General features: G+C 45.8%; 12 protein-coding genes and 1 pseudogene. 6 read left to right on the top strand and 7 right to left on the bottom strand.

The features are described from left to right. Positions 1-363: 363 nt before the first annotated feature. Entirely contained in the window at positions 364-2175 is a 1812-nt protein-coding gene (xsc, locus tag ACED45_RS19785; RefSeq protein WP_371714834.1) for a sulfoacetaldehyde acetyltransferase, read from the bottom strand. 262 nt (positions 2176-2437) lie between these two features. Here xsc and ACED45_RS19780 point away from each other — a divergent pair, with 262 nt between their 5' ends. Further along, positions 2438-3421, top strand: coding sequence for an AAA family ATPase (locus ACED45_RS19780; protein WP_371714833.1), 984 nt, complete (start codon positions 2438-2440; stop codon positions 3419-3421). A 3-nt stretch (positions 3422-3424) separates the two neighbouring features. Further along, positions 3425-5143, top strand: a complete 1719-nt coding sequence (locus tag ACED45_RS19775) for a cobaltochelatase CobT-related protein (RefSeq protein ID WP_371714832.1) — start codon at positions 3425-3427, stop codon at positions 5141-5143. A gap of 67 nt (positions 5144-5210) precedes the next feature. Here ACED45_RS19775 and ACED45_RS19770 read toward each other — a convergent pair whose 3' ends face one another. Both ACED45_RS19770 and pta read right to left on the bottom strand, forming a co-directional pair. Continuing rightward, positions 5211-5978, bottom strand: a complete 768-nt coding sequence (locus tag ACED45_RS19770; protein ID WP_371714836.1) for a TSUP family transporter — start codon at positions 5976-5978, stop codon at positions 5211-5213. 57 nt (positions 5979-6035) lie between these two features. Beyond that, a complete protein-coding gene (gene pta, locus ACED45_RS19765) occupies positions 6036-7145 on the bottom strand; it encodes a phosphate acetyltransferase (RefSeq protein WP_371714831.1) in 1110 nt (369 codons plus the stop codon). A gap of 154 nt (positions 7146-7299) precedes the next feature. On the opposite strand from pta, the gene ACED45_RS19760 reads away from it, so the two are divergent. Further along, on the top strand, positions 7300-8088 hold the full coding sequence (locus ACED45_RS19760) for an IclR family transcriptional regulator (RefSeq protein ID WP_061038008.1): 789 nt from the start codon (positions 7300-7302) through the stop codon (positions 8086-8088). Between the two features lie 94 nt (positions 8089-8182). Beyond that, positions 8183-9610, top strand: a complete 1428-nt coding sequence (locus ACED45_RS19755) for an NAD-dependent succinate-semialdehyde dehydrogenase (protein ID WP_371714830.1) — start codon at positions 8183-8185, stop codon at positions 9608-9610. Between the two features lie 210 nt (positions 9611-9820). Here ACED45_RS19755 and ACED45_RS19750 read toward each other — a convergent pair whose 3' ends face one another. Together ACED45_RS19750 and ACED45_RS19745 are read right to left on the bottom strand one after the other, a co-directional pair. Beyond that, positions 9821-12004, bottom strand: coding sequence for a malate synthase G (locus ACED45_RS19750; protein ID WP_371714829.1), 2184 nt, complete (start codon positions 12002-12004; stop codon positions 9821-9823). 117 nt (positions 12005-12121) lie between these two features. Further along, positions 12122-13075, bottom strand: a complete 954-nt coding sequence (locus ACED45_RS19745; protein ID WP_061038005.1) for a LysR family transcriptional regulator — start codon at positions 13073-13075, stop codon at positions 12122-12124. 130 nt (positions 13076-13205) lie between these two features. On the opposite strand from ACED45_RS19745, the gene ACED45_RS19740 reads away from it, so the two are divergent. Together ACED45_RS19740 and ACED45_RS19735 are read left to right on the top strand one after the other, a co-directional pair. Next, a complete protein-coding gene (locus ACED45_RS19740; RefSeq protein WP_017633361.1) occupies positions 13206-14804 on the top strand; it encodes an isocitrate lyase in 1599 nt (532 codons plus the stop codon). A 221-nt stretch (positions 14805-15025) separates the two neighbouring features. Continuing rightward, entirely contained in the window at positions 15026-15604 is a 579-nt protein-coding gene (locus tag ACED45_RS19735; RefSeq protein WP_371714828.1) for a hypothetical protein, read from the top strand. A 98-nt stretch (positions 15605-15702) separates the two neighbouring features. Here ACED45_RS19735 and ACED45_RS19730 read toward each other — a convergent pair whose 3' ends face one another. Together ACED45_RS19730 and ACED45_RS19725 are read right to left on the bottom strand one after the other, a co-directional pair. Continuing rightward, a complete protein-coding gene (locus tag ACED45_RS19730; protein WP_371714827.1) occupies positions 15703-16077 on the bottom strand; it encodes a cystatin family protein in 375 nt (124 codons plus the stop codon). A 275-nt stretch (positions 16078-16352) separates the two neighbouring features. After that, positions 16353-17531: pseudogene (locus ACED45_RS19725) on the bottom strand (collagenase); the annotation flags it as partial. Positions 17532-17577 lie beyond the last annotated feature (46 nt).

The raw sequence follows: 17577 nt of genomic DNA, 5'->3' as shown, positions 1-17577 counted from the left end.
AATCAACCAATAATAACGATTGACCAATAGTCAACGAGTGTCGTTATTTTATTTTTTTCTAAAATGATAATAAGTATATATCTTCATAAACAAGTATCAGTATTAGAACCATTCACTAAGTAGCTATGAGTTAATGGTCGATTAATAATAACGAGTAACAAAGTTTATATAGCAATAACCACTTATTTTCCTAATGAACATTTAATTAGTGTTCTAATGTTTAACTGGAAATTATTGAACTAAGCGTTTACGTTCTTCACCTAAGTCCTTTGCCAATACCCTTTGGTATTGCCCGACCACATTCTCGATAGCACTTTCTCTAACACTCTCGAGATTTCTGCGGCCGGACAAACTTCCTATGACTTATACGTAATCTTTGTATTTATCTAGGAAACGAACCGGTGTTGATAGTGCATCTCGGCGGAACGGGTCGCCCAATTCCTGAGTACACATGATTTCAATGATGGTTGTTTTACCTTCGTTCATCTGCATGTCGATAGCTTTTTGCAAGGTTGGACCTACATCTTCTAGCTTATCAACCGTGATACCTTCAGCACCCATTGCTCGTGCAATCTCTGCAAAGCTTTGGTTTTCAAGTTCACCGGCAACAAAGCGTCGGTTGTAGAAGTCGACTTGGTTCTTCTTCTCTGCACCCCATTGACGGTTGTGGAATACCACGGCTGTCACTGGAATGTTATGGCGAACACATGTCATGGTTTCCATCAGGCTCATGCCCCACGCACCGTCGCCTGCATATGAAATAGCGGGACGATGAGGTGCCGCTGCTTTCGCACCAATGATGGTCGGGAATGCGTAACCACAGTTACCGAAACTCATTGCAGCAAAGAAGCTACGTGGTTTTTCAAAGCGTAAGTAGCTGTTTGCCACTGAGTTGATGTTACCGATATCCGTCGAAACCATTACGTCTTCTGGCATCGCTTTTTCTAGCTCACGCAATACTTGGCGTGGATGTAAGTATTCGCCACCAGAGAACGGAGTCTCGTGTGAGTTTTCTTCAATCATATCTAAGCTGAAAGAGTCACGTTCGTGTGTCCACTCATCAAGCTCTTTTTCCCAAAGTGCTTTCTCTGTTGCGACTGTGTCTTGACGAGCGCCTTTGTTGTCATCACACAACAGTGCACGACCTTCCAATCTTTCAGATAGAGCAACCGCAGCTGCTTTCGCATCACCACAGATACCAACCGAAATCTTCTTAACCAGACCAAGCATCTTGTTGTCAGCATCAATCTGAATGATTTTCGCGTTCTTCGGCCAGTAGTCCATGCCATGTTGAGGCAAAGTACCAAATGGACCAAGACGTGTACCCAAAGCGATAACCACATCCGCTTGAGCCATCAATTTCATTGCTGCTTTCGAACCTTGGTAGCCTAAAGGACCACACCATAATGGGTGACTAGCAGGGAAAGAGTCATTGTGTAGGTAGCTGTTCACAACGGGTGCGCCTAATCTTTCTGCCAGTGCCGCACACTCTTGAACTGCATCAGCCATTACCACGCCGCCACCAGAAATGATGACTGGGAATTTCGCTTCAGCAATCAGGTCTGCTGCTTCATTTAGAGATTTTTCACCACCTGGACCACGGTCTAAACGCGCGGGTTTAGGGATTTCAGTTTGAGTTTCACCGTAGAAGTAGTCACGAGGAATATTTAGCTGAGTTGGACCCATTTCGCTCATCGCACGGTCGAAGCATCGGCCTGTGTATTCCGCCATACGATTTGGGTGCGTTACGTGACCTTGATACTTAGTAAACTCTTGGAACATTGGAAGCTGGTTACATTCTTGGAAACCACCTAAGCCCATTGTTTTAGTGCCTGTCTCTGGCGTCACAATTACGACCGGGCTATGTGCCCAGAACGCAGCTGCAATTGCTGTTACACAGTTACTGATACCCGGGCCATTTTGCCCGATGACTACACCGTGGCGACCCGATACACGGGAGTAACCATCTGCCATGTGGGCAGCGCCTTGCTCGTGTACTACTGGGACTAATCGAATGCCAGCAGGAGCAAAGATATCCATTGCGTCCATAAATGCCGACCCCATGATGCCGAACATATCGGTAACATCATTAGCAACCATAGTTTCAACGAACGCTTCTGATGGTGTCATTGTTACTGTGCCGGAAACAACCGTACGTTTTTCTTGCTCGCTCATTCTTCCATTCTCCTTGAGTTAACCAAAATTTCATTTTTCGGAATGAATTGTCTCTTTTTCGAATTCATTTTCACCTTAGTAGTAGAATTTTTGCACGTCAACTTTTTATATTAAATTGGAACAATTCATTCTAATTAATAAAACTGGATCACATTATTGGTAGTTTTTCGTACAAAAAGTGTCGTTAACTTAACTGGAGCTGTTAATAATCGATGACATATCGCGATAGCAGCGACAAGTGATGAGCTATATAGAGGGAAATATGATGAAAGAGGCGGAATTGGTACCAACGCAGCCGGTAAGCGTGAGAGAACGCTTTGGCATCGACAGTAACCTAACGGTGATGGCATTTGAACATCCGGGTGAATATGTGCCGAGAGTCGATCCTAATTACTGTTTTGACCCCGAAGTGACGCTGGCTATATTGGTAGGGTTCACCTCCAATCGTCGCACGCTGATTCAAGGCACACACGGAACGGGCAAGTCATCTCACATTGAGCAAATCGCCGCGAGATTGAATTGGCCGTGTTTGAGGATCAACCTAGACGGACACCTGAGTCGATTGGATTTCATAGGTAAAGACAGCATCGTCATTAAAGACGGAATGCAGGTGACTGAGTTTAAAGAAGGCATTCTTCCACAGAGCATTCAACAACCCATCGCACTGGTGCTAGATGAGTACGACGCTGGTCGTCCTGACGTGATGTTTGTGATTCAGCAGTTGTTAGAGCAAGACGGAAAGTACACCTCTTTAGAACAAAACCGAGTAATCACACCTCACCCTTCTTTCCGCCTGTTTGCTACCTGCAACACGCTTGGCTTGGGTAACTTCTCAGGTTTGTATTCGGGCACTCAAGTGCTTAACCACAGTCAGTTAGATAGATGGAACATCATCGCTAAGCTCAACTATTTAGACCCACAACATGAAACCAAGATCGTGTTATCCAAGCTTCCAGAGCTGAATAATAAAAGTGGCCGACAACTGGTTGAGAAAATGATCGCCACCGCAGGGTTAACTCGCAACGGGTTTCGGGCTGGCGACCTTTCAACGGTGATGTCTCCGCGAACGGTGCTCACTTGGGCTGAAAACATCCAAATATTCGACGATGTAGCCACCGCATTTAGGTTGTCATTCTTAAATCGCTGTGAAGACGAAGAGAAAGAACTGGTTAGCGAATACTATTTCCGTTGCTTTGGTGAAGCCTTGGAAACGCATACTCAAAACTATTCGCACTCGGAGTCGTAAACCATGGCCAATGTTTCTTCCCAGCAGAAAAAGATCCTCGATATTGGTGTGTCTGTCGCCAGAGCAATCAGTGGCGAACTCAATCTGAACTATCGGGGGGAACGTCTCTATAAAGGCAATAAGCCCTGTTATTACCAGTCCGCACATACTAACGATCTCACCTTTGTGTCTCGCCACGAGCTGAAAAACAGCAAGCTATCGATGCAAGGTAAGATCGATTCATCGGCACTGCGACTATTGCTTTCAGACGCTGACCTCCATTATTCATTGCGCCCTCAAAACGAAATAGAACGTCTGCTTTACGACTTCTGCGAACAGGTCCGAATTGAATCTCAAGTCCCGTCTTACCTAAAAGGCGTGACTAAGAGCATTCAGTTCAATTTTGCGTATTGGAGCGACCAATATCATCAGAATGGCTTCACCGAATCACGAATCGGCATGTTGCTGTTTACTCTGATGCAACTGATCCACACCCGCTTAACCGGTGTCCCAGTTTCGGAACCTATCGCTGAGACCATTGAATCAACTCGCGCCGGCATCGTGCCTACTTTTGGGCACAGCCTTAAGCGCTTAAAGCAACATAGAACCGACCAACAACAGTTTGCTCACTGCGCCAATCAGCTTGCAGCCCTTGCACAAGAGTTAATCAACCAAGAACAAGAGAGTGATAACTCGCCCACGCCAACGGTCGAAGAAGACATCAAGATCCTTGCGCAGCTTGCCTTGATTGTTGATGGTGACATTCAAGATCAAGACGTCGATACCGACATCACAGGCAGTAGCAAGGTATTCGAGTTGTCGGGCGCGAATTATCAGGTCTTTAATTCAGAATTTGATCAAGTCATCGCCGCAGACAAACTCGTCAGGCGCGCCCTATTACTCGAACTGAGACAAAAGCTCACCGATGACATCATGGCGAGACAAGTAAACACTCGCCGTTTAGCCGCTATGCTCACCAGCTTTGTCGCCACGCCACAAAAGAATCGACGTCAGGACCATTTAGAAGAAGGCATTGTTAACGCCACTACCATCACCAAGCTCATCACAGCGCCATTGGATCGCACTGTCTTTTATCAACCTGATATCGGTACATCTCATCAATGTGCTATCACGTTTTTGATGGATTGCTCAGGTTCAATGCAAAAGCACAGTCACAAGTTAAGCTTGTTGATGGATACCATTCTCAAATCCGTTGGACTGGCTAACATCCCTTTCGAGATTATTGGCTTTACGACCAATAACTGGAACGGGGGTAAGGTCTATCGACAGTGGCTTAAACAAGGTCAACCAAAGCACCCAGGCCGCTTAAACGAAGTTCGTCATATTGTATTCAAGGATTTTGATACGCATTGGAGACGTGCTCGCCTTGGCATTGCGAGCCTTCGTAAAGCCGACATATTCAAAGAAGGGGTTGATGGCGAAGCGGTTCAGTTCGCTAGCCAACGATTGCAGCAGCACACCGCCCAACGAAAGGTTTTGATTGTGTTTTCAGACGGCTGCCCGATGGATACCGCCACCAGCACAGCCAATGATCAGTTCTATTTGGACAACCATCTCAAACAAGTGATTGAGCGCGAGTCGATCAAAAACAGTATCGAAATTCATGGCGTCGGAATGGGCGTCGATTTAAGCCCGTACTACCGCAGTAACATTACTTTAGATGTGCAGGAGAGCTGCTTGTTTGGGTTATCTAGGAGTATCTTTGAGATATTGAAGCGTTAAGAGATGTAAACCGTGAGCAGTGACGTACCGGCTAGCAAACCGCTAGCCTCCTTTGTCGAAAGCGGTTTTACGAAAAGCCAAACAACGACCATGCAGAAACTGCCATCAAATACCCGCCAATCAACATCAACACCATAAATACTAACTTTCTGAGTTGGTCATTCGACAATGGCGGTGGGAAGCGCCGAGCACACATAGTCACAAGCGCCACCAAGGGAACAGCAATAGCAGACAACCACAATATGCTCGCTTCCATGTCGCCTGCCGCGTAGACATTGACGGTACGGGACATCGACGTACAAGCGAACACCATCAGCAATGTACTTCGTACCAGATCGAGCGTAAAAGGCTGTCGATAGAGATGATAAACAATCGGTGGACCCGCCATCCCAAACAACCCTCCCGCTAAGCCAGAGCTAAAACCAGACAACAAAAACGATATAGTTGCCGAACGATCCTTTCTAGTTTTAGGTTTGAACATAAAACTCAAACCTGCGAATAATACCATTGCCCCCAACAGCCCTCGTAGGATATGCGTTGCCGACTCACTCAACTCGTCCAGTAAAAACACTCCCAACGACACGCCGGGGATAATACCGATCACCAACACCACCAGAATTTTGAGTTCTCCAAGCAGAGGCTTTCCCATCAACGCGACCAAACAATTAAACAAGGTCACAATACTGACTACGGCAGCAATCACGGGCAACGATACCAAATTAAGGCTGACCGTTAGACCAATCACGATAATGCCAAGTCCAAACCCTGTGACGGTTTGGAAATAGGTACCGACCGCAATGGTGGCAAGAATGGCGAGTAAAACAGGTAACTCCATTAGCAATCCTAATTAGGTGTTTTTACTTAGTGTGAGTGCGGGCTTTAAGTTTGAGCCTTAGTACCTAAACTCAAATTCCGATTCAGCTCTTTCTTTAGCTTTTTGATCTTCTGTAGCGTTTTGATCTTCTTGAGCATCAGCGTCAACATCCGTCGTTGCATTTGCAGTTTTGCCTTGTTGTGCTTGCACAGCAGTCACCGCGATTACATTAAAGATATCTTCGGCACTACAACCTCTGGATAGATCATTGGCTGGTTGATTCAACCCTTGCAACAAAGGACCAATCGCGACCGCGCCTCCTAGCCTTTCAGCAAGCTTGTAACCGATATTGCCAGCTTCTAAGTTTGGGAATATCAGCACGTTAGATTCTCCTTTAACCTCGGAATCGGGCAACTTTTTCGCCGCAATTTCAGTGACAATCGCCGCGTCGAGTTGAACATCCTGATCAACCGCAATTCCGGGGCAACGTTGCTTCACTAACTGGGCGGCATTACGCACCTTATCGACCGATTCATGCTTGGCACTGCCATTGGTAGAAAACGACAGCATTGCCACTTTAGGTTCTTCCATTAACAGCGTTTGAGCACTATTTGATGCGGCCACTGCTATCGATGCAAGCTCGGTTTCATTGGGGTTAATCACCAAACCACAATCACTGAAAATCATGCCACCTTTGAGATTGTGGAAAGGCTCGCACAACATCATTAAAAAGAAGCTCGATACCAACTCGCTGTCTGGTGCTGGCCCAATGATCTGCAGCGCAGCTCGCACCACATCTGACGTGGTATAAACCGCGCCATTAACCGTGCCGTCGACCAGCCCTTCTCTCACCATCAAATTGGCAAAAATCAGTGGGTCTGTAACCTTCTCCAATGCATCTTGATAAGTCATGCCTTTGGCTTTTCTGAGCTCATACAGACGTTCAGCCAACACGGCTTTAAGTGCCGATGTTTGTGGTGAAACAATATGAATGCCCGCGAGGTTAATATGATGCAACTGAGCGGCTTCGATAATCACCTTTTCATCCCCTATTAGCGTGATATAAGCGAGTTGTTTATCTATCGCTAATCGTGCCGCTTTGAGTACACGAGGATCTTCAGCTTCGCTCAAAACCACACGCTTACGATCTAGGTGCGCCTTATCAATAATCCGTTCAATTGCTTTCATTTTAAAATTCCATTTATTGAGATTAATTGTTCCATAAATTATATTTATAATATTGAAATAATAAAAAAGGTCAAATTTTATTCAGATAATTGAAGAATATTGATTTGGTATGTACACTCTTACACATAGACATATCGCAAGGATGAATCACTGTATGCAAACAGAAACACCACAAGTTCAAGGAGATACGCCCACTCTGCGACTTTTTGCACTATTAGAGGTGATAGCGCAAAAAGACGAGTTTATTTCCCTTCAAGGGCTCGTCGAAGAAACAGGACTACCGAAACCCACTCTGCACCGTATGCTGCAACAATTAGAATCCGCAGGCATCATTCAAAGAGACGGTGATGAAAAGCATTACAGCTCTGGCATTCGACTCAGAAAGCTGGCTGAAAACCTACTGTTCAACAGCACCATGCACAGCGCAAGACGCACGATTCTTGAAAACCTTCGAGCAGAAGTCGGCGAAAGCTGCAACCTAACCGCACTATCGAGCGGTGAGATCATCTACCTTGACCGTGCAGAAACTGAAGCACCCCTTCGCTTCCACCTACAACCCGGCTCTCGCGTTCCTGTTCACTGCTCAGCGACAGGTAAACTGTTTTTGGCTCACATGTCGAAATCACAGCGCAGAAGACTGATCGAAAATGTGCCGCTGACTCAGTACACAGTCAAAACCATCACCGACTACTCAGTGTTAGAGCAAGATATCGAAGAAGCGAAGATCCAAGGCTTTGCGATTGATGACGAAGAGTTTCTGCCGGGTTTGGTGTGTATTGCGGTACTCATTCCATCGCCAACGGGCCAATCTAATCTCGGCTTAGCAATCCAAGCACCTGTGATTCGAGTAAAGCCGGACGAGGCGATCAAGTTCCTACCTGCTCTACAAAAAGCCGCGAAAGCACTGGCGAAGATAGAAGCTGACAACTGGGCGCAAGAATAACCTTGGTAGGCTAAAGCGAATCATCAGCACTGCCATAGACATCAACTCAATAACAGCACCAACACGTGTTAAGTAATCATCAAGAAGGAATCACATGCTAGAAATTTATAACCAGCGCTTACTCTCTTTTATGGTGACAGAAGCGAATAACGCGGTTGCCGTGAGCAATCCAGCAACAGGTGAACTTATTGGGCATGCGCCTATCTCATCTGAGGCGGAATTGGACAGTGCTATCGAGCGAGCTCATATTGCGCAGAAAGAGTGGGCGAAAATTCCTGCTAAATCTCGCGCTGCGATATTGAAGGCTTGGCATCAACTGATCCTTGAAAACAAGGATGACCTTGCTCATTTAATGACGATAGAACAAGGCAAGCCATTGGCAGAAGCCGCGGGCGAAGTGGTTTATGGAGCAAGCTTTATTGAATGGTTCGCCGAAGAAGCCAAGCGCACTTATGGTGATTCCATTCCTAGCACAGTCGCAGGCAAACGCTTGGTAACTATCAAGCAACCTATAGGAGTCGCGTGTGCCATTACGCCATGGAACTTCCCTGTTGCAATGATCACTCGTAAAGCAGCGCCTGCATTAGCTGCCGGTTGTAGCTTTGTCGTGAAACCTTCAGATGAGACACCGCTTTCCGCATTTGCTGTGGTCGAACTGGCTTACCAAGCGGGTATTCCTAAGGATCTACTCCAAGTCGTATTAGGTGATAGCCCAGAACAGATTGGTGAGCTATTCACATCGCACCCATTAATCAAAAAGATCTCTTTTACAGGCTCTACCCGTGTGGGCAGTATTTTGATGGCTCAAGCTGCAAAAGGCATCAAGCGTACCTCTATGGAACTCGGCGGCAATGCACCTTTTATTGTGTTTGACGATGCAGACATCGACGCTGCGGTTCAAGGCGCAATGGTCTCGAAATTCCGCAATGCTGGCCAAACTTGTGTTTGTGCAAACCGATTCTATGTTCACAGTAAAGTGTACGATGAGTTCGTGGCTAAATTTGATCAAGCCGTTCAACAACTTAAGATTGGCAACGGCTTAGATGAAGGTGTAACCATAGGCCCTGTTGTCAGCCAGAATGCCAAGAACAACATCCAAGCATTAATAGACCGAGCGATTGAACAAGGAGCTGAGCCTGTTACTCCAATTAAGGATCTTGATGGGCTTTTCCTTCAGCCTGTCATTCTTAAAGATGTGAAACACAGTATGGACATTGTTCAACAAGAGATCTTTGGCCCAGTCGCACCTGTGATGAAATTCGACACAGACGAGGAACTCATCGAGATGGCGAACGATACTATTTATGGTTTGGCGTCTTACTTCTACAGCCAGAATATCCACCGAGTGTGGAACATTGCAGAAGCGCTTGAGTTCGGTATGGTCGGTATTAATGATGGCCTAATCTCAACCGAGGTAGCGCCTTTTGGTGGCGTAAAACAATCAGGTATTGGCCGTGAAGGTGCTAAAGAAGGCATCGATGAGTACATGGACATTAAATACTTATGTTTTGGTAGTAACTAGGTTTTAGTAGCAATTAGGTTTCGGCGTTAACCAAGATTCAGAAGCACTTAAATCTTAGTGAGCACTAACCTGGCCCACTCTCCCCCTTCCCACCACAAAAATGAATCAAAAAAAAGCCGCGCTATATAAGCGCGGCACCTTGGGCTCGGTTAAAGGGGGTTTCTTTTTTTAGTATTTTACATTCTCTGTTTTTGTTATTCGGTTGCTTCGCTATTCCTGCGCTTTCAGCTTTAGACGCATCGCGTGCAGCACTGGCTCGGTATAACCACTCGGCTGAGCACAGCCTTCAAATACCAACTGGCACGCTGCTGAAAACGCAATGCTGTTTTCAAAATCAGGCGCCATATTTTGGTAGCTTGGATCCCCTGCATTTTGTTCATCAACCACTGCTGCCATGCGCTTCATGGTTTTCATTACTTGGGCTTCCTCGCAAATGCCGTGACGTAACCAGTTAGCGATGTGTTGGCTTGAAATTCGCAGCGTTGCACGGTCTTCCATTAATCCCACATCGTTAATATCAGGCACTTTCGAACAACCTACGCCTTGGTCAATCCAACGAACTACGTAACCAAGAATACCTTGCGTATTGTTGTCCAGTTCGTTTTGGATATCTTGAGCAGTCAGCTTTTGATTACCTAACAATGGGATAGTAAGAATATCGTCAACATTTGCTCTCACACGCACACGAAGCTCTTTCTGACGGCTAGGAACACTCACTTTGTGATAGTGCAAGGCATGCAGCGTCGCTGCGGTTGGAGAAGGAACCCAAGCGGTATTAGCACCGGCTTGTGGGTGTCCAATTTTCGCGTCCATCATCTTCGCCATGTTATCTGGTTCTGGCCACATACCTTTACCAATCTGGGCTTTACCTTGCAGGCCACAAGCTAAGCCAAGATCAACGTTTTGATCTTCGTATGCGCCAATCCAAGTCATGGTTTTAAGCTGTGTTTTAGGAGCAAACGGACCCGCTTCCATACTAGTGTGGATCTCATCACCCGTTCGATCTAGGAAACCTGTGTTGATAAACACGACACGGTCTTTGGCTGCGCGAATACACTCTTTCAAGTTCACAGAGGTACGACGCTCTTCGTCCATAATGCCGACTTTAATGGTGAAGCGTTCTAAACCTAGTGCATCCTCAATGCGACCAAACAACTCATTGGTGAAAGCCACTTCTTCAGGGCCATGCATTTTAGGTTTTACAATATTGATGCTGTTCGCGGTCGAGTTTTGGTAAGGGCTATTACCCTTTAAATCGTGCATCGCGATGAGCGAGGTAACCATGCCATCCATGATACCTTCAGGCACTTCATTACCTTCAGCATCAATAATCGCAGGGTTAGTCATTAGGTGGCCCACATTGCGTATGAACAACATGCTGCGACCTTTAAGTGAGATTTCACCACCCGTCACACTGGTGTATTGACGATCGGGGTTAAGATTACGAACAATGGTTTTACCGTTTTTCTCTAGCGACTCTTGAAGGTCACCCTTCATTAAACCTAACCAGTTTCGGTAAGCCAATGCTTTGTCTTCACCGTCAACCGCAGCAACCGAATCTTCGCAATCCATAATCGTGGTCAGTGCCGATTCCACCAGTACATCTTTAATACCCGCCACATCGACGCTGCCAATCGGCGCACTCGGGTCGATTTGAATTTCGATATGAAGGTTATTGTGTTTAAGAAGAATGCACGAAGGTGAACTTGCGTCACCTTGATAGCCAATGAACTGGTTGCTATCTATGAGAGTGACTTCTTCACCGTTATCGAGTGTCGCTATCAGCTTATTGCCGACGCTAGCGTTACTGATGCTGTATTTGGTGACGTCTTTATGAGAGACACCGTTTAGTGGTGCAGCGTCATCAAGGAAACCTCGAGCGTAGCTCACCACTTTAGCACCGCGTACAGGGTTAAAGCTTCCGCCCTTTTCCGCGCCGTCACTTTCACTGATGACATCGGTTCCATAGAGCGCATCGTATAAACTACCCCAACGCGCGTTGGCCGCGTTAAGCGCAAAACGTGCATTCATAATAGGTACAACAAGCTGCGGACCCGCTTGTGTTGCAATTTCAGGCTCAACGCTGGCGGTCGTAACTTGAAAGTCATCGCCCTCAGCAACTAGGTAGCCAATCTGCTGTAAGAACTGTTTGTACTCGGCAGCATCTAGCGTTTGTCCCGCACGCTCTTGGTGCCAAACGTCAATTTGATGTTGAAGATCTTCACGCTTGATAAGTAAGGCACGGTTCTTTGGTGCCAGATCTTTAAGGATGGCTGCGAAAGATTGCCAAAAGTCCTCTGCGACAATGCCTGTTCCAGGAATGACCTGCTCATTAATTAATTGGTAGAGGGTGCTATCAATGCTCAAGCTTCCCTGTTGAATACGACTGCTCATAAAATCTCTCTCAAATTAACCGCTGACTACTAAATAAATTTACGTAACTGACGAAAATTTAGCTAATTTATGCCGCTTATATTGGATATTCACAAAAGAAATACCATAAAAACTGTGTTATCCCGTCACACCACTTTCGATTTCATTGGCGACACTTTTGATCAAGCGACGCATCCACTGGTGGTCTGGATTGGTTTGTAACAAGGGGCTCCACGCCATCTTTACTTCAAAAGGTTCAATAGCAAATGGGGCTGGTTTGATTAACAAATTAGGGTTGTTGCGCTGCAATTGCGCCGCTTTAGTAGGAATAGTAAGGATCAAGTTCTTCTGTTGTGCGAAAAGAATCGCCGACAGGTAGTGTCGAGTAAATACCGTGATATTGCGGGTTTTACCAATGCGCATTAACGCTTCATCTATCCAACCGAGCTTTTGTGCTTCACTTGGGTTGATTCCCACTCCGGTTCCCATCCCCGTCTTACTTACCCAGATATGTTGCGCCTTTAAATAAGACAAAATATCAAAGTTATCGGCTATGGGATTATCACAGCTGAATAGGCAAGAGAACCCATCGTGCCAAAGGCTCATCTGGTGAAAGGACTGTGGAATGTCATCAAAACGGTTGATAATAATATCAACTGTACCTTGTTCTACATCCTGATAGCTCACATCACTTGGCGTCATGATATCCAAGCGTATTTTCGGCGCTATCTCACTCAGTTTTTTCAATAGCGGTTGAATAATGGTCGACTCAGCATAGTCACTCGCCATGATACGAAACACGCGCTCACTGTCTTCTGCATTAAACTCTGTGGTCGGCTGGAGTGTCTTTTCTACATTCGCCAAGATGTTGCGGATCAGCGGTTGCAACTTTTGCGCCCGCTCGGTCGGCACCATCCCTTCGCTGGTTCTCACCAATAGCGGATCTTCAAACAGATCACGCAATCGGCGCAGTCCATTACTCATGGCTGGTTGAGTTATTCCTAATTGATTTGCCGCTCGTGTAACGTTTCTTTCACGTAGCAACATGTCTAAATACACAAGTAAATTAAGGTCTATACGAGCAATATTCATAAGAAAAATACCGAATATAATAACTATAAATTAACAAAATTATCACATGTGTGGTTATTCTTTGTCCATAGCAAAGTTTTAATCCAAGCCAATTTGGCAACCATACCCCACGTGAAACTAAGGAATAGTTATGTCGCAAATTACACAAGATATCGAAATGATAGAAGTTGCAAAAAGCGCTGCAGGTGCTCCATGGGATGCAATCAATGCTGAATCTGCTGCTCGTATGCGAGCTCAAAACAAATTCAAAACAGGTCTAGATATCGCGCAATACACAGCAGATATCATGCGTGCGGATATGGAGGCTTACGACAAAGACAGCTCTCAATACACTCAATCTTTAGGTTGCTGGCATGGTTTTATCGGTCAACAAAAGCTGATTTCTATTAAGAAGCACTTTGATGGCAAGACAGACCGACGCTACCTATACCTTTCAGGTTGGATGGTTGCAGCACTTCGCTCGGACTTTGGTCCACTTCCAGACCAATCAATGCATGAGAAAACATCGGTTGCAGGCCTAGTAGAAGAACTATACACATTCCTGCGCCAAGCTGATGCTCGTGAACTGGGTGGTTTATTCCGTGAGCTAGACGCTGCACGTGAAGCGGGCGACGTTAACCAACAAGACCTTATCCAAGACAAAATCGACAATCACGTAACACACGTTGTGCCAATCATTGCCGATATCGATGCAGGTTTCGGTAACGCAGAAGCGACTTACCTAATGGCTAAGCAGATGATTGAAGCGGGTGCATGTTGTCTACAAATTGAAAACCAAGTTGCCGATGAGAAGCAATGTGGTCACCAAGATGGCAAAGTAACGGTTCCACACGCTGACTTCCACGCAAAACTTCGCGCACTTCGTTACGCTTTCCTTGAACTAGGCATCGACAACGGCGTTATTGTTGCTCGTACCGATTCTCAAGGTGCTGGCCTAACAAAAGAAATCGCAGTAGTGAAAGAGCCGGGCGACCAAGGTGATATCTACAACTCATACCTAGATGTTGAAGAGATCGATGTTGCAGATATGGCAGAAGGCGACGTTTGCTTTAACCGTGACGGCAAGCTAGTTCGACCTAAGCGTCTACCTTCAGGCTTATATCAATTCCGCCAAGGTACTGGTGAAGACCGTTGTGTATTCGACTGTATTGAAGCAATCAACGCAGGTGCTGACCTACTTTGGATTGAGACTGAGAAGCCACACATCGGCCAAATCAAAGAGATGATGGACGGCGTTCGTGAAGTTCACCCTAACGCGAAACTGGTTTACAACAACTCTCCATCATTCAACTGGACGCTAAACTTCCGTCAGCAAGCTTACGATGCATTGGTTGCTGAAGGTAAAGATGTATCAGCTTACGACCGTGCAAACCTAATGAGCGCGGAATACGACGAAACTGAACTGTCTGCGAGTGCTGACGAGAAGATTCGTACATTCCAAGCGGACGCATCTCGTGAAGCGGGTATCTTCCACCACTTGATTACGCTACCGACTTACCACACTGCAGCGCTGTCTACCGACAACCTTGCGAAAGAGTACTTCGGCGACCAAGGCATGTTGGGTTACGTTGCAAATGTTCAACGTAAAGAGATCCGCCAAGGCATCGCATGTGTTAAACACCAAAACATGTCTGGTTCAGACATCGGTGATGACCACAAAGAGTACTTCGCTGGTGAGAATGCACTAAAAGCAGCGGGCGAAGCGAATACATCTAACCAATTTGATTAATCTTGATTAATCGCTAGAGCTAAAGCCTCCCCCGCCCTTCTCTCTTACTTAGGTAAGATCCGGGGGAAGGCTTTGAGATAAAGCTTGTACTGCCGGCTTTATCTCAAAGTCTAAGAATTGTGTTCTACACCACGGTCAGCTAAGCAACATCTGTTTAAGCTAACTGTATTCATGTTGTTGAGATTCCTGTTTGTTGATATTTCTTTTGATCGAGAGTGCCTATGACTTCAATACCTAAACACCTACAAGATGCAAAAACGCTGCTATCAAAAAATGGTTTCGCAACGGGTGATACTTGGTATCACGGCACATCTTCAGCCTTGCTTGCTTCAATTAAAGGCCAAGGCCTGAAACGTTCTGGAGACAAAGCACTCAATGAAGCCGCTTCAAAAACCATGGCAACGATTGGTAATAACTACACCGAGTCGGTTGAACCTGTGTTCCTAACTCAGAGTAAAGAGCTGGCGTATTACTGGGCGCAACAAACCGTTCGTGAGCGAGGTGTTCGCTTCGAAGGTGAAGAACACCCTATCGTGTTAGCGGTAAACCTATCTGAAAAGCAACGAGCTAAAGTAAGACCGGACGTGGGTGCGATGAGCCTGTTAATGATGAGTGTGGGTGAACAGTTCATGGCTCACATGGCTAAGGTTTATCAAGAGAACAACATCGCAGGCCCTGATATTGAACTTCGCACTGCTGATCGTATGGATTACTTGAACAAGCTGGGTATGGCTTACATTGATGAAGACATCAGCCGAGCTTGTATTCAAGAGTTAGCTGTCCCCGAGCTGGCCAACTAAAAACGTTCAATAATCAGTCTTCTTAAAAACAAAAATGGCTCCCAATAAGGAGCCATTTTTATTTGCAGTCTATCTAACAAAGTACAGACGCAACTAGACTATGAACACAAACGACCTTTCTGTGCCGGTTGCGTCATTTCGATGTCACCCTGTAGAGATCGATATACGATGGTATTCCACACTTCACCATTATCCATTTCAAATTCGATAGCATAGTTCAAACCCGCGACGACCTGAGTTCTAACACTCAAGATCTGCTTGAGCTCAGCTGAAGTATTCATTTGGCCAAGAACCGCGTCTAGAGCTTGCTTAGCTTCTGGTGTGATATCGCTTTGCGACCAACCACCAGTTAGGTTTTGAGTGCTACAGATAGGGTTCGCATTTTCTTGTGATTGAGCTAAAACCTCAGCCTTCTGGCTGCATCCTGCTAACGCAGCAACACTAAACAAGGTTGCCAATAGTACTTTCTTCATAAACCCTCACTAAATAAATCATTAACGAGTGACCACTCGCAACGATATTTCATATGCAGACAAGCTTAAACTTCTAATGTCATCACTTCATCAGAGATTATGGTATAACTACTCTATAAACACAGAAGATTGTCAGAAAAACAAAGCTGGGCACTGATGCCCGGATTTTATCCGTCTACTTTATTGATATTGAATCATTTAGTTTAGTGACGTTCTCGTTAATACAGCTTGAGGGATACCCCTTTTTTAATGCCAATTACCTAATGCCTGTTCTGTTAGTGAAAATACACCAACATCACGACATCATCCCCTTGCTGCTCTGCACTCAATAAGAAGTGTATATAGCCTTCTTCTGTTACAGGTATTTGCAAGTACTCATTGCTTCCACGGTAATCAGACGCATAGTCATGCTGCCCTGCCGTTGGCCAGTATGAGTGGCTAGCGAACAGATCAACGTTACCCGCATTCGACTGTTCGTTTTCCGCTTTATCGCTCTTATCGTTGAGCCACACTCGCACCTCTTGTACACCTTCTGGTACATAGACAGCGGCATAACGTCGTTGGTGCACGGTAAGCACTTGAGCCTGACCGGCCTCCAATACCACAGGCGTTAAATCATCTTGCTGTTGAGTTGGAGGCGTTGGCGTTTCTGTGGCTACCGATGCGGTTAGCGACACCTCATTAAATTTGGTACGACCCGTAACACTCATGTAGTAGCGACCCGACTTAATGTAGCCCGAAGGTTCTTGTTCAAACGCCACCACTTCATTGCTGCCATTGCCGTATTCGCTGAATTCAAAGTCGTAGTAATGCGCTGGTTTGTTGTAGCTCATGTAGAGGTCAGCATCACCTTGAGTTTGCCCCTCAATAGACACTTCAAAATGCGTAGTGTTCTCTGGAATATCAACATAGAACAACTGCTCGCTATACGCCTCGCCACTCAACAACACACTTTGGTTTGCTGTAAGCACTATGGCTTGATCTGTTGGTTGCGTAGGATCAGTTGGTTCTGTAGGTTCTGTGGGATCACTTGAAACCGAGTCTAACCAGCGCTCAAACTCGCCATTGTATTGCTGCCCTAGCACTTTTACTTGTTGTGCCCATTCGGAGAATTGACCAGTACGAGACAATGCCAATAAACCTTGCACCTCTTGAGGATGCTCTTCCAGCATGAAGCGTACCGCCAAGTATCCCCAACGATATATACGATTGGAGTCATGGGAGTAAGTAGTCGCAAGCACATCCGACAGACTCATCTTCCCGCTGCTGATCAAACTAATCGCTGCATCATAGCGTTGCTTGTAATGCATAAATTCGGCAAAGCCCTCTAACCACCACACTACATAGCCATGTGCTAGGTTGTCGTTGAATGAGCCATATTGGTTAAAGCGAGCATCGAGATAGTGAGTGTATTCATGCTCTAAATTGAGAATAGAAAGGTCATCATGATCCGCACCAGCAGTTTTGGACACTGAGTTAAGTGAGTACAATCACTAATGA

This window comes from Vibrio crassostreae, assembly GCF_041439375.1.
In the GTDB taxonomy this organism is placed as follows: domain Bacteria; phylum Pseudomonadota; class Gammaproteobacteria; order Enterobacterales; family Vibrionaceae; genus Vibrio; species Vibrio crassostreae_D.
The sequence above is the reverse complement of the archived record's forward strand: the minus strand, read 5'-3'. Positions and strand labels throughout refer to the sequence as shown.